Source organism: Bacillus sp. AMCV2 (assembly GCF_056033925.1).
This window is the reverse complement of record NZ_JBVYIB010000002.1, coordinates 69,718-83,723: the sequence shown is the minus strand read 5'-3', so window position 1 is coordinate 83,723 and position 14,006 is coordinate 69,718. Positions and strand designations below refer to the sequence as shown.

The window sequence follows — 14,006 nt, the reverse complement described above, 5'->3', positions numbered from 1 at the left end:
CTCACCTCATCTAATTTTTGTCTCTTCTTTGCTCAGCTCTAATGCTCTTTGCATCGCAAAAGCTTTTTTGAATGATTCCTTGTATTCGTGCTTCGGAACAGAATCAATCACAACTCCTGCGCCGGACTGCATAAATGCCTGCCCTCCGGTTGCATAAATGGTTCGAATGACGATATTAAACTGCAGATCGTGATTATATCCAAACCATCCTATAGATCCAGTATAAAGCCCTCGGCGTGTCGGCTCAAGTTCTTCTATAATTTCCATCGTTCTTACTTTCGGTGCACCAGTAATGGTTCCTCCGGGAAACACAGCATGAATAATATCTACAGCATCATACCCATCCTGCAGTTCACCTTGGACATTAGACACAATGTGCATCACATGCGAGTATTTTTCAATTGCCATGAATTCATTTACGCGCACAGACCCGTAACGTGATACTCTTCCCAGGTCATTTCGCTCAAGATCAACCAGCATGACATGTTCCGCGCGTTCTTTTTCATTGTGGATCAATTCGTTTGCAAGCGCCTCGTCTTCTTCATTTGTTTTCCCTCTGGAACGGGTGCCCGCAATCGGTCTCGTCTCTAATAGCTTGCCCTTTTTGCTGACAAGCAGTTCAGGCGATCCGCAAATGATTTGGAAATCAGGTGTTTCTAAATACGCCATATAAGGAGAAGGATTTACTTCTCTCAAGGTTTTGTATATTTGATATGGGTGGGCAGACAGTGACTGTGACTGCCTTATTGATAGATTGACTTGAAACACATCTCCGCTGGCAATGTATTGTTTGATTTTCTCTACAGCTTGTGAGAACCCATCCTCGGTAAATGGCGCCGCGAAGGAACCATCTGTTTCAGGCTTCATCTCTCGCGAAGAGACAGCGGGAAGCTCAGTCAGCCACATCTGCTCTAACTCAGATAGTTTCACATCCGCTGTTTCCTGATCAGAACCATTAACATGAGTAATCAGCCATAGAGACTCTTCTTGATGGTCATAAACTGCTATATCATCAAAAACAAGAAAATAAATATCTGGTGTTTCTAGATCATCTAATGAGAGCATTTTAAAATTTTCAATGTACCGTGCGTAATCATAGCTGAGAAACCCGATTGCCCCGCCCTGAAAGTCAGGGAACTCATGATTCGTTTCTGTTTCCAGCGTTTTAAACCAGCTGTGGAAGGCCCGTAATGGATCACCTTCTTTAAACAGCATCTCATCACCATGCTTAATTGTAGTTATTCCGTCTTTTCCTTTCACAGTCGCAATTGGATCAAGACCGGCTATACTATATCTGCCGCCTCTTGCACTTTCGAGAAGTACATGATGTTTTCGGGATTGCGCAAGTTTCTCAAATTGTTGTAAGAATGAGTCTTTTTGAAAAGGTACTTTTTTGCCTGCCGGTCTGCGTTGTGCCATTTGTATCATTCCTCTATTTTCTTTTTTACTTGTTTTAATTGTAAAGCAATGTTGTTAGTGAAAAAAGTGAATTTCTCTTCCAAGAATAACATTCGTCGCAGACATGGCATATTTGATGCACGAAATATAAAAAAACTCCCGGCGGACCGGGAGTTTTGGCTTTTTTTAATCGAATTGATACAGCGGCGTGCTTAGATAACGTTCGCCGTTACTTGGAATGATGGCCAATACTTTTTTGCCTTTTCCGAGTTTTTTTGCTACTTGAAGAGCAGCATAAATTGCCGCACCTGATGAGATGCCTCCGAGAATTCCTTCTTCACGTGCAGCTCTGCGGGCATATTCGAATGCTTCTTCATTCTTCACAGGGAAGATTTCATCATATACTTCAGTGTTTAAGATGTCCGGCACGAATCCAGCTCCGATTCCCTGAATTTTGTGGGGGCCTGGTTTTCCTCCTGAAAGCACTGGGGAATCTGACGGTTCAACAGCATAAATCTTGATGGAAGGGTACGCTTCCTTCAGCACTTCACCCGCTCCCGTAATCGTTCCGCCCGTTCCGATTCCGGCTACAAATGCGTCAAGCTGATCATCACCGAATTGCTCAACGATTTCTTTACCCGTTGTTTGGCGGTGAATTTCTGGGTTAGAAGGGTTGTTAAACTGCTGCGGCACAAAGTATCCGTGCTTTTCAGCAAGCTCTTCAGCTTTCTTAATGGCGCCTTTCATGCCTTCCGCACCAGGAGTCAGCACAAGCTCAGCACCGTATGCGCGCAGAAGGTTGCGGCGCTCCATGCTCATTGTATCAGGCATAACCAAAATGGCTTTTAATCCTTTAGCAGCAGCAACCATTGCAAGCCCGATTCCTGTATTTCCGCTTGTCGGTTCAATGATTGTATCACCGGCTTTTAATTTTCCTTCTTTTTCAGCCGCTTCAATCATGGCTAAACCGATACGGTCTTTTACACTGCTTCCAGGGTTCATGTATTCAAGTTTTAGATATACATCCGCACTGTTTTCATCTGCAAGGCGATTTAATTTAACGATTGGCGTATTCCCAATTAATTCAGTAATGGAGTTTGCTACACGTACCATTCTCGACACCTCAATTTCCGACTATTTGTATTGGTATTATGTATATAATCTATCAATTTCAAAATTTTTTGTCAATCACTTAGTACTTTTTTCCCCATAAAACCAAGATACATCGGCTTCTTTCCAAAGTGTCTTAACTGTCGCTTTATCGCCTAGCTGATCCATTGCGATTTGCCGTCTGATCTGGTCCTTTACTTCATCAAATGAGAACGTTCTTGCCTTTAGTTTTTCTTTCAGCTGGATAATGGCATATCCGTTGCTGACCTTTATTGGTTCCTGAGACCATTCATCCTCTTTGAGTGTTTTCGCCTCTTCAATGTATGCTGACGGAATGTTGTCTGATGCCTCTGTGACAAAACCTAAATCTCCACCGTATGGTGATGTATATCTGTCTGTAGATCTTTCGGCAGCAACAGCTTCAAAGCTTGATCCGCCTTTCAGTTCTTTCAGGACTTCTCTCGCTTCTTCTTCATCTTTTACAACAATGTGCCGAATTCGATACGAATCATCAAACTGATATAGTTCCTTATTTTTATTATAGAATGATTCCAGTTCTTTGTTTGAGATATCGATATCCCTTGTTAACAAATCCTCAAGGAGGATATTATAACGAATTTGGTCTTTCCACTCTTTCTCCGTCGTATGTTCATCTTCGTAAAAGGAATTATTGACCGCTTTAATCAGCAAAAACTCACGATCAACTTCGCTTTTGGATATTTTAAGGTTGTTCTTTTTAGCCAGCTGCTCAACAACTCGGACATTGATCATGTCTTCAAGCGTTGACTTACCATACTGGTCTTCCATTTCTTTCAGCCATTCTTCTCTTGTCACACTCTTGCCTCCGATAGTCGCAATAGACTCACCGGATGACGATGCGCCGGCTTGGGATTTCGTCAGCGTATATGCAACAGCAATACAGCAAACCAACAGCGCCCCTAAAATAATGGTCCAGATTGTTCTTGATTTCAAACCTGCTTTCAGCCCCTTTTCTCAAATTAAAAACCCGCTAAAGAGCTTAGCGGGTAGTTTGGTCACGAAGCCCTTCCAGCTCTTCTTTTGTAAATAAGTACTTTTCATTACAAAAATGGCATACTGCTTCGGCTTGTCCATCTTCTTCTATCATATCTTGAATTTCTTTTTTGCCTAGTCCTAAAATGGCTGTTTCGAACCGTTCTTTTGAACAAGGGCAATGGAATCTGACAGGCATCGTTTCCAAAATCTCAGGTTTCTCACCTAGGACTTCTTCTAAAATTTCTTCTGGTGTCAGCCCTTTTTGGATGAGCTTAGAAATCGGCTCTACTTGAGATAGACGCTGTTCAATTTTTGTGATTGTTTCATCATCTGTTCCCGGCATCAGCTGAATAATAAAGCCCCCTGCCGCAAGAATGGTATTGTCAGGATTCACGAGCACACCTACACCCACTGATGAAGGAACCTGCTCAGATGAGACAAGATAGTAAGTGAAATCATCTCCTAATTCTCCTGAAACGATTTCTACTTGTCCTGTGAAGAACTCGCGCAAACCTAAATCTTTTACGACACTTAACGTTCCGTTTGTTCCAACCGCACGTCTGACATCAAGCTTGCCTTGTTCATTTAAATCAAAATGAACTTGCGGGTTAGAGACATAGGCTCTGACTTCTCCTTTGGCATTGGCATCAGCTACAATAGCTCCGATCGGACCTCCGCCCTCGATTTTCACGGTCAGCTTATCATCGCCCTTCAGCATAGCGCCGAGCATAAGTGCAGCTGTCATTGTGCGGCCCAATGCAGCGGATGCTGTCGGCCACGTACCATGGCGTCTCTGTCCCTCATTTACCATATCAGTCGTTCTCGCAGCATAAGCCCGAACTTTTCCGTCATACGCAAGTGCTTTTACTAAATAATCCATTACTAAACCTCCTATACACTTCCTACGCGGTTTCTTTCATAAATCAATTCCAGCCCTTTAAGGGTTAAGAATGGATCAACGATGTCTATACAATCTGATTCGTTCGCAATGAGCGGCGCCAGGCCTCCTGTCGCAATGACCTTTGGTTCCTGTTTTGCCTGCCATTTCATTCGCTTAACGATTCCTTCCACTTGGCCGACATAGCCAAATAAAATCCCAGATTGCATCGCGCTAACAGTGTTTTTTCCGATAATATTGTCGGGCCGGGTGATTTCGATACGCGGAAGCTTTGCTGCACGCGAGTAAAGCGCCTCTGTCGAAATTGTAATCCCAGGGGCAATCGCCCCGCCCATGTATTGTTTGTTTTCATCAATATAGCAGTACGTTGTGGCGGTTCCGAAATCTACAACAATTAATGGATTGCCGTATAAGTGTATCGCAGCGACAGCATTTACGATTCTGTCTGCCCCCACTTCTTTCGGATTATCATATTTTATATTTAAACCGGTTTTCATACCAGGACCAACAATTTGCGGCTCGATATGAAAGTATTTTGTGCACATTCTTTCTAACGCAAACATGATTGGCGGCACTACTGACGAAATAATAATGCCATCTATCTGTTCAAACATAAGCCCGGAGTGATCAAATAAGGAGCGCAAAATCATCCCAAACTCATCTTCTGTTTTATGCCTGCTTGTTTCTATACGCCAGTGATATTCTAATTTTCCATCATGATATACACCAAGTACAGTATTGGTGTTCCCCACATCGATAACCAGTAACAACCTCTATCACCACTTTTGAATAGTTTCTCTACTTTACTTTTCACAAACATTCTACAATACCATACACGATCAGCGGCTCATTTGTAAACAAATCGATACCAGAATTGGATGATTGTAAAAGCCGCATCTGAGCCCATCATTTACATAAAAAAACTGCCAGCGTCAGCCGGCAGTTTTTTTAGAAAGAAAGCGAATTACTCTTTCGTATCGTCTTTCTTTTCTTCTGTTTTTGTCAGAATGTTTACTTTCACATCATCGTTCTTTTCATCATCTGAGAAATTACGCTCAGGTAATGTTCCATGATCGATAAGGTGTTTGATCTGTTCAGCGTCAAGCGTTTCAACTTTCAGAAGCGTTTGCGCAATCAATTCAAGCTTGTCACGATTTTCAGTCAGGATTTGTTTCGCACGCTCATAACATTCTTTGATGATGCGCTGAATTTCCTGATCAATTTCGTAAGCGATTTGATCACTGTAATTCTGTTCGTTGTTGAAATCACGGCCTAAGAATACCTGGCCACCCTGAGACTGTCCAAATTGCAACGGTCCCAGTTTTTCTGACATACCGAATTCCGTAACCATTCGTCTTGCAATGTTCGTCGCACGCTGGAAGTCATTGTGCGCCCCTGTGCTGACTTCACCGAAGATAATCTCTTCAGCAACACGTCCGCCCAAGAGACCGACAATTTTATCAAGCAGCTCCGGCTTTGTTTGGAAATAACGGTCTTCTCTTGGCAGCATAACAGCATAACCGCCAGCCTGGCCCCGAGGAACAATCGTTACTTTATGAACCATATCTGCCTCATCTAAAACGAGACCGATAACGGTGTGTCCGCCTTCGTGATAAGCCACGATATTGCGTTCTTTCTTGGAGATAACGCGGCTCTTCTTAGCAGGTCCGGCAATTACACGATCCGTCGCTTCGTCAATATCACGCGCATCGATTTTTTTCTTGTTTTGACGAGCCGCTACAAGCGCAGCTTCATTCAAGAGGTTTTCTAAGTCAGCGCCCGAGAAGCCTGGTGTTCTCATGGCAATTGATTTTAGGTTAACCGTTTCATCCAGCGGTTTGTTTCTCGCATGGACTTTCAATACAGCTTCACGGCCAATGACATCTGGGCGGTCCACTGTGATTTGACGGTCAAAACGTCCCGGACGAAGTAAGGCTGGGTCCAAGATGTCCGCACGGTTCGTCGCAGCAATGATGATAATTCCTTCATTAGCGCTGAATCCGTCCATTTCAACAAGCAATTGGTTTAGCGTCTGTTCACGTTCATCGTGTCCACCGCCGAGACCAGCGCCACGCTGGCGTCCGACTGCGTCAATTTCATCAATGAAGATCAAACAAGGCGCATTCTTTTTCGCATTTTCAAACAAGTCACGCACACGGGAAGCACCGACCCCTACAAACATTTCAACGAAATCAGATCCGCTGATGCTGAAGAAAGGTACGCCGGCTTCTCCTGCACAAGCCTTGGCAAGCAATGTTTTACCGGTACCCGGAGGTCCGACTAAAAGCACGCCTTTCGGTATTCTGGCGCCGAGCTCGGCAAACTTGCGGGGATCTTTCAGAAACTCAACAACTTCAACAAGTTCTTGCTTTTCTTCGTCAGCCCCTGCAACGTCTTTAAATTTGACGCGTTTCTTTTCCTCTGTATACAGCTTCGCTTTACTCTTGCCAAAGTTCATGACACGGCTGCCGCCGCCTTGAGCCTGATTGAGCAGGAAGAAAAACAGAATAAAGATAATGACAAATGGGATGATGGTCGTCAGGAACGTCACCCATCCGCTTGTTTCTTGAGCGGGCTCAACCTTTACGTCTGTCTTTTTCAAAGCGTTAAATATCTGGTCTGCTCCCTTTCCTTCAGGAACATGAGTCAAAAAGTATTGATCTTTGTCGTAGTTTTTCAGCTGCCCTTTTACCTCATAAACACCTCTGACAGGCTGAACCGATACGCTATCAACTTTCCCGTCATCCAGGTTTTTGATGAACGTACTGTACGACATATTTTCTGTTTTCGGATTTGAGGTCTGGAAGTAGCTCACAACCCCGATTACTACTAATAAAATAAGTAAATAAAAAATGGTATTACGGAAGACCCGATTCATTCCTTACCTCCTCCCACAGTAAGCACAACTATGTTCAATAGTACCATAGAAAATCATTCCAATACAAACAATAACCATCTCGGAAGCAGGCTGCCGATCAGCTTTCATAAACTGCCGGTTTTAACACTCCGATATAAGGCAGATTGCGATAGCGCTCAGCATAATCAAGTCCGTAACCCACTACAAACGCGTCAGGAACTTCAAAACCGACAAAGTCTGCTTTGATGTCCGCTTTTCTTCCGCTCGGTTTATCCAAAAGGGTAACAATCTTAATTGATTTTGCTTTACGGTATCGGAAGAGCTCTACGAGATAACTTAAGGTTAACCCACTGTCGATGATATCTTCAATAATTAAGATGTCCCGGCCCTCTACAGATGTATCCAAATCTTTAATGATTTTGACTTCTCCAGAAGAAACCGTAGAATTTCCGTAGCTTGATACATCCATGAAATCCATTTCCAAATATGTATCAATATGCTTGATAAGATCCGCCATAAAAGGAAGTGCTCCTTTTAACACACCTATTGCCAACGGAAATGTATCTTGATACTCGCTCGTTAATTCTGCACCTAACTCTTTTACTTTCTTTTGTATCTCTTCCTCTGAGATCAGTACTTTCTCGATATCATGTTTCATCATGATTTTGCTTGCCCCCTACACTTTTCATGCTGTCTATATTGTAATACAATGCGGTCGCTGTTTGGAATCACAAGATCTTCAAAAATTGATTTTTTCAAGCCAGGTATCCAGATAATTTCACCGCTTGCGTCCGTCACAATCGGCCAGTTGTCTCTTTCTTGGAGAGGCAGTTTCTTATCAATAAATATATCCTTTACCTTTTTTGAGCCGTTCATCCCTTTTAGTTTGATCCGGTCTCCAGCTTTTCTCGTCCGGATTGTTAAGGGAAACCGCACCTTTTTTTCACTTGTGATAAAAACAGCATTCCCATGTTCTTCAGGCGAGTCCGCATAATGCTTTGCCTCTATCAGATATCCATTGGGGAGCACTGCCGTTTCATCAGCAGCTCCGCTAATTTGGTATTCAAAGGGAACATTTTTGCACTGCCATTGTTCAAATGTAAACAAACATGTCTGATATGATTTGACCACCTTCAGTCCTTTCGGAAAGTCCAATACTCCTGAAGGACTGCCATTTTCCGCCCAATCGAGAAACTGCTGAATGTGATGGGCTGAAAAGGATGATGGAACGTTTTCATAAAGATAGTTTAATATTAGTTGAACTCCTCTTCTTTGTAAAGGCATCGGGAGGGCAAGCAATTGAGAGGAATTGATTTCAACTGATGTATTAGACTGGCTTGTGATTACTTTATTCATTTCATCTTTCGTTAATGACTGTAAGAATTGCTCATCTTCCGTCAGTGCTTCACTCACTTTCTGAAACCTTTTATGCACATCAGGAGATTCCTGCTTCAAAAACGGGAGCACTGTTTTTCTTAATCTGTTTCTTGTGTAGTCATCTTTGGCGTTGCTTTCATCCGTCCGGTAGCTCAAGCCATTTTCACGGCAATAGTGAAGGATCTCTTCCTTTGTAATGGTTAAGAACGGCCTGATGATCCGCCCCGTCCCAAATCGTCTAACCGGCTGCATTCCCGCAAGTCCCGTTCCAAGCGTACCCTTAGCAAGTTTCATAAGCATTGTTTCAACCTGGTCATCACCATGATGTGCAAGCGCCAGATAGTCCGCTTGGTGCTTCGACATAATTTCCTCAAAAAACCGGTAGCGGCAATCGCGTGCTGCAGCCTGCTTATTGAGTCCTTTTTCCTGTGCATATGCGGTTACATTGATTTGAGCCGTTTCGCACACGAGCTGTTCAGCTTTACAATAAGCTTGGACGAAACGCATGTCCTCCTCGGATTCCGCACCTCTGAACCGATGATCAACGTGAGCTGCAATAACATTCGCTGAACGGCCGCATAATGTATGCAACGCGTGAAGAAGAGCCATTGAGTCCGGACCGCCGGAAACGCCTACAATGATTGTCGCCCCTTTTAACGTAAGATTGTGTTTGTTTAAAAAATCTTTGACACTTTTCACAATGTCCTCCTCACAATGAGCAGGTATTTTAAAGATATTCATATCCTAACACTTTCAACCCCTCCAAGCAAAGAAGAAGCATAGGCTCTGCAGTTTGCACCATTCAGATTAAGAAAAAGACAATATAGGCGAAATAAAGCGCTAAAACACTGATCACGATAAGCGTTGTTTCAAATAACCCCCCCGACTTAGCCGGTTTCTGTTTTGGGGTATATCGCGTCTTCGTTATTTTTCCTTGGCGCGGTTTTTGCTGTCTTTGTCGTGTGGCAGGCTGCGGTGATGCTTTTATAGGCTGTTTTCTTTGTGCTGCTTTTTGCCCCGCGTCTAGCATATCCTTCTTCATTTCATCTGCGGATTGATAATCTCCGTTCAAGGCTGAAAAAAGCACTTTTTTATACTTTTGAAGCAGCGGGTTTCCTTCGATGAGAGACCTAAGCTGTTCTTTGGGCTGGTTCGTTTTCTTAAATTCTTTTTTATGCACACTGTTGATCATAATCATGGCAACTGCGAACAGATCATAGGATGGCTCTGCCTTTCTTGTTCCATACCCCCAATAGCCTCTGTCATAAAACTCCGTATACTCTTTTATCGCCCGGCCTTCCTTTGTCGTGCCGCCCACATCAATGCAGCGGATCCTTGCGGGCGGACCAGTTACGATCAGATTATCAGGTTTAAGATCGCCGAATATCCATCCTTGCTGGTGAAGCACCGATAAGCTGGATAACAGCTGAATCATTAATACCGGTATCCACTCTGCTCCTTTATCACTGACATACTTCAAAAGCAGCGGCCCTTTTATGTATTCCATTGCATAAAATGAAACTTTCGTATTGGCACTGGGAATATAGGCATCATCCGTATCAAAAAAAGAAGGCCCCATCGTAACGGACTGGGCCTTTGAGAAAGATTTCAAGACATTCACTTCAGAAGTAATAGACAGGCTGTCATCACTCACCTTTAAGGCAACATGTCCATCTGATGCTTCTGCCAAATACACAATTCCATTGGCCCCTTTACCAAGCTGTTTACGCAATGTATAAGTGTTTCCATTCCACTTGCCTTTGATTGTCGTACCCGGCTTGAGGCTACATGCCAAACTCGTCAAAGCGTCGTTCATCATCTGCCAGCATGCCCCTTCTTGAGCGTATTTTTTCAAACTGCAGTGTCGCTTCACGAATTGCCGGACCTGTCGGCGTGATGCCGCCTGTCGAAAGCTTTGCAAAGAGTGTGGAAAGAGATTGCAGCTTCGGTGTCCAGTTCAGCACAAGCTCGACCTCTTGTTTTTTCCCGGGAAATATACACATCGCAAATTCGTTATTCCCGATTCGGGAATTGAGGCTTACAGACAAATCAATCAGCGCCTCTTTTACTGTTGGAAGCTTTGGCGCCATACTTGCACTTGTATCAACAAGAACCAAAACCTGAAGATGCACCGTTTCTCCAAGCTCGTCGACCACTTCCATGACTTCGCCGCGTTTTTCCGGAGAAAGCTCTTCCATTTCCACATTCTTTCCGAGAATCTGTTTCAGTTCTTGATTGACTACACCTTGTAAGGTTTGCGTCATCGCTTTTTTTGTTACCATTTGAACAGTTTGTGAAAGCTGAGATGCATAAACGACTTGGTGCACGCCTCCTCCGGCAAGCGCAATCCCTTCGACTTCCTTCATTGCCTCAGGGTCAATTTGATTTTCTTCCATTATACCAATGACATTTACCGTAATCCCCTGCTCTTTAGCAAAAGCAGCCATCGCAAGCGGGTCTTCCCCATGGTTTGAGCAGCCATCCGTTATCAGCAAAATTTGATTTAAATGTCCGTTGTTCACATTCATTCCTCCTGGAGAATACGAGGATTCTCAGATTCATATATTCCCATCTTCGCCAGAAGAAATTTGATTTATACGGAAGCGTTATGAAATTTCTTGTTTGTTTTGAAAGATTGCCGGAACAGGAATGGATGCCCACTTCGGTGTATTGTGATCAATCCGGACGACAACAACAGTCATATCGTCCTCAATTTGACCGGATCTTGTGCGGATGACTTCTTCCATAAGCAAATCGGCAATCTCCTGCGGGTCATTTGTTTTCAACCCTTTCATTTTACGCTTCATCCATAAGTCGTGATTTTCCACATGCTTAGGCCCCTCAAAAATGCCATCACTCATCATAATTAAGAGGTCACCCGCTTTCAGCTGTTCACTCACAACCTCCACATCGAATTCATTAATAATACCGATTGGCAGATTGCTCGCTTGAACTTTCATGACCTGGTCACCCCGTTTGATAAAGCTAGGCGTCGATCCAACCTTCAAAAATTTACAGCTAGCATCTTGAAGATCGATAATAGACAGGTCAAGCGTGGAATATATTTCATCAGTTGTCCTTAGAGACAGTATGCTGTTGATCGTTTTAATTGCTATTTTTTCATCAATTCCCGATTCAAGGATTTTTTCAAGAAGCTTGATCGTTTCATTGCTTTCAAAATGCGCTCTTGCGCCATTGCCCATTCCGTCACTGATTGCTGCAGCATATTTTCTGGCTCCAAGCTCCATCATGCTGTAGCTGTCGCCGGAGACAAGGCCGCCGCCCTTCGCAGCGTGAGCAGCTCCCGTGGACACCCTGTATGATTTTGTTGAACCAAAGGCGACATGGCTGTATCCATTCGGATGCGGAGAGTGCTGTTCGGCTTTCACAAGAATTTGTTCTTCCAGAATGTCAGACAGCATAGGGGCAATGATTTTTTCACTTTCTCCATGTCCGCTGAACGGAATGGTCATTTCAATATCGATATTTCCTTGTTCAAGGCTATAGATCTCGACATGCTGAATCTCAATTCCGAAATGTTGGAGTGCCTCTATGATTTGCTCTTCCTGCAGAAAGTGCTGTTCTCGCTCTCTTTTTATTTCCCGAGAAAAGTCGGCCATGACTTCAGAAACGCCTAAAAGCTGTTCAGCAACAAGACGCCTGCTGTCTTGGACTTTTTTCTTGAGTGTCAAATGGGCATGATGATGTGCGAGCTCATCCTCAATCAGCTCTTCAACCTGCTTTGATTTAGAACAATGCTGTTGAAACTCTTTTTTCAGCCTTCGGTTTGATGCATATTCTTTTTCCTCTGTTTCAAGCATAACTTGTTTCATTAAGTCATATGTTTTATCAAAGTTCTGTACCCAGCACCTGTTTTTCTTGTAGCACGTCTGACAGGAATGCTCCGTGATTTTGCTTAAGAACAGATCAACTTCGCTGTCATCTGTCTGTTCGTCTGATGCTTGGTAAAAGGTTGCAAAGCTTTCAGACAGCGCGTGAAATACATTGGAGAACTGGTCTACCTTCTGAGCAGTGACATCACGGATTTTTCTAGCGTATTGCTGTTGCTCTTGAAGATGCTCGACAGTTCCCGGAATATATCTCGCCACTTTCCTTGTAATAGATTGAGGTGTGAGCAAAAACAGGCCGACTGCGATTAATGACTCATAGAGCGTTGTCATCAGACCGGCAGAGCCTTCACCATATAAAGATATAAGAAGTGATCCAACGATCAGACCGATTGCTGCACCCGCTTTTTTTCCTTCCTTCAGCAAACCGCCTAATAAACCGGAAAAAGCAAGCAGACTCATCTGATAGAGGTTTCCGATATTCGCCAAGCCAAGAATCAGGCCGGTCACAACACCAACCGTACAGCCAATGCTTGCTCCGCCAATAAAGGAAAAACTCAATACAACATAACGAGCCAATATATGTTCTGCCTGCATTCCTTGGTAGGACAAGCCGGCCAGCCCCGTTAAAACAGAAGCAATAAGAATCATAAAGCAGATAATTTCCTCTATTTTTAATGATTGTTTCACTTTTTTCACAGTGAAAATCGGAAGGCTCTGGAGAAAAATCAGTGTTAAGATAAACGAAAGTCCAGCCTCAACGATAGCCATTACATAATCATAGGTTGTAAATACGCCATTTTGGGCATAAACAAACCCGGCTCTTGCTGCAGTCATGGAGAAGAACACGACAATCGGGAGTGCTTTTACACGATCGTCGGTAATGAAGGCAGCAACTTTAGAAAATACAAAGAATGCCAGCAATGCCGCCAGTATGAGCAATGAGTGCTTTGGAGAAATGGTCAGCGCACCTGCAAGCACAGCCAAAACCGCATAAAACGCTTTGTCTCTTCTGATGAGAAGCATCGCTCCAAAGAAAGGAAGTGCGAAAGGAAGCACTTCGGATAATATGAAAGCACGTCCAAGCAAAAATCCGATGACAACATAAATGAATCCTTTATAGAAAAACAGTGAATGCAAATGATGAGTCACCAGCTTCGTGCCCCTGTTAAAAAACGATTGGAGTTTTTCCAAAGCTTGTCCCGCCATTGGCCCGTTCACTCTTCTTTCTGCTTTTTCCATTCCTCTCATCTCCCACCTGTTATATTCGTTGCCTGTCATTATAGCGAAAGCACAGATAGGATTTTGTCAAAAGAAGGTAACAATACCAAAGAAATCTTCGACGGTTTCTGCCTTGATATTCGTTTATGTCCGAAATGTTGTCTAAAAATGAAAAAAATCGGCTTCTGCAAGAGAAACCGATTTTTTAGGATGACCCGTACGGGATTCGAACCCGTGTTACCGCCGTGAAAGGGCGGTGTCTTAACCGCTTGACCAACGGGCC

General features: G+C 43.6%; 11 protein-coding genes and 1 tRNA gene. All 12 read right to left on the bottom strand.

The features are described 5' to 3' along the window. Nucleotides 1–6 precede the first annotated feature (6 nt). The 12 genes from AC0OMA_RS00485 to AC0OMA_RS00430 all read right to left on the bottom strand — a co-directional run bounded on the left by AC0OMA_RS00485 (nt 7) and on the right by AC0OMA_RS00430 (nt 14,006). Complete coding sequence (locus AC0OMA_RS00485) at nt 7–1,419, bottom strand: anthranilate synthase component I family protein (RefSeq protein WP_015482698.1); 1,413 nt, start codon at nt 1,417–1,419, stop codon at nt 7–9. Nucleotides 1,420–1,584: 165 nt separating this feature from the next. Continuing rightward, the gene (gene cysK, locus AC0OMA_RS00480) at nt 1,585–2,511 is read right to left on the bottom strand and encodes a cysteine synthase A (RefSeq protein ID WP_003218399.1); all 927 of its coding nucleotides are present in this window, start codon (nt 2,509–2,511) and stop codon (nt 1,585–1,587) included. 75 nt (nt 2,512–2,586) lie between these two features. Next, a complete protein-coding gene (locus AC0OMA_RS00475) occupies nt 2,587–3,480 on the bottom strand; it encodes a peptidyl-prolyl cis-trans isomerase (protein WP_015382576.1) in 894 nt (297 codons plus the stop codon). Between the two features lie 46 nt (nt 3,481–3,526). Beyond that, nucleotides 3,527–4,402: a redox-regulated molecular chaperone HslO gene (gene hslO, locus AC0OMA_RS00470; protein WP_015382575.1), complete on the bottom strand. Its 876-nt coding sequence runs from the start codon at nt 4,400–4,402 to the stop codon at nt 3,527–3,529. An 11-nt stretch (nt 4,403–4,413) separates the two neighbouring features. Beyond that, nucleotides 4,414–5,190, bottom strand: coding sequence for a type III pantothenate kinase (locus AC0OMA_RS00465; RefSeq protein WP_010886388.1), 777 nt, complete (start codon nt 5,188–5,190; stop codon nt 4,414–4,416). A gap of 194 nt (nt 5,191–5,384) precedes the next feature. Then, the gene (ftsH, locus tag AC0OMA_RS00460) at nt 5,385–7,298 is read right to left on the bottom strand and encodes an ATP-dependent zinc metalloprotease FtsH (protein WP_003243881.1); all 1,914 of its coding nucleotides are present in this window, start codon (nt 7,296–7,298) and stop codon (nt 5,385–5,387) included. 97 nt (nt 7,299–7,395) lie between these two features. Next, entirely contained in the window at nt 7,396–7,938 is a 543-nt protein-coding gene (gene hpt / locus AC0OMA_RS00455) for a hypoxanthine phosphoribosyltransferase (protein WP_003226700.1), read from the bottom strand. Further along, nucleotides 7,935–9,353, bottom strand: a complete 1,419-nt coding sequence (gene tilS / locus AC0OMA_RS00450; RefSeq protein WP_474221812.1) for a tRNA lysidine(34) synthetase TilS — start codon at nt 9,351–9,353, stop codon at nt 7,935–7,937. Before tilS ends, hpt begins: the two co-directional genes overlap by 4 nt. A gap of 103 nt (nt 9,354–9,456) precedes the next feature. After that, nucleotides 9,457–10,473, bottom strand: coding sequence for a serine/threonine protein kinase PrkT (prkT, locus tag AC0OMA_RS00445; protein WP_015482695.1), 1,017 nt, complete (start codon nt 10,471–10,473; stop codon nt 9,457–9,459). Next, nucleotides 10,439–11,176, bottom strand: coding sequence for a vWA domain-containing protein (locus AC0OMA_RS00440; protein ID WP_003243782.1), 738 nt, complete (start codon nt 11,174–11,176; stop codon nt 10,439–10,441). The genes prkT and AC0OMA_RS00440 overlap by 35 nt, the downstream gene beginning before the upstream one ends. Before the next feature lie 84 nt (nt 11,177–11,260). Beyond that, nucleotides 11,261–13,744 (bottom strand): stage II sporulation protein E, encoded by a 2,484-nt coding sequence (gene spoIIE, locus AC0OMA_RS00435; protein WP_015482694.1) that lies wholly within the window; start codon nt 13,742–13,744, stop codon nt 11,261–11,263. Between the two features lie 190 nt (nt 13,745–13,934). Beyond that, a tRNA-Glu gene (locus AC0OMA_RS00430) sits at nt 13,935–14,006 on the bottom strand.

Bases quoted from the DNA above. Each gene is read 5' to 3' on its own strand.
- AC0OMA_RS00485 (WP_015482698.1), bottom strand. From the start codon at position 1,419: ATGGCACAACGCAGACCGGCAGGCAAAAAAGTACCTTTTCAAAAAGAC.
- cysK (WP_003218399.1), bottom strand. From the start codon at position 2,511: ATGGTACGTGTAGCAAACTCCATTACTGAATTAATTGGGAATACGCCA.
- hslO (WP_015382575.1), bottom strand. From the start codon at position 4,402: ATGGATTATTTAGTAAAAGCACTTGCGTATGACGGAAAAGTTCGGGCT.
- ftsH (WP_003243881.1), bottom strand. From the start codon at position 7,298: ATGAATCGGGTCTTCCGTAATACCATTTTTTATTTACTTATTTTATTA.
- hpt (WP_003226700.1), bottom strand. From the start codon at position 7,938: ATGATGAAACATGATATCGAGAAAGTACTGATCTCAGAGGAAGAGATA.
- prkT (WP_015482695.1), bottom strand. From the start codon at position 10,473: ATGATGAACGACGCTTTGACGAGTTTGGCATGTAGCCTCAAGCCGGGT.
- spoIIE (WP_015482694.1), bottom strand. From the start codon at position 13,744: ATGGAAAAAGCAGAAAGAAGAGTGAACGGGCCAATGGCGGGACAAGCT.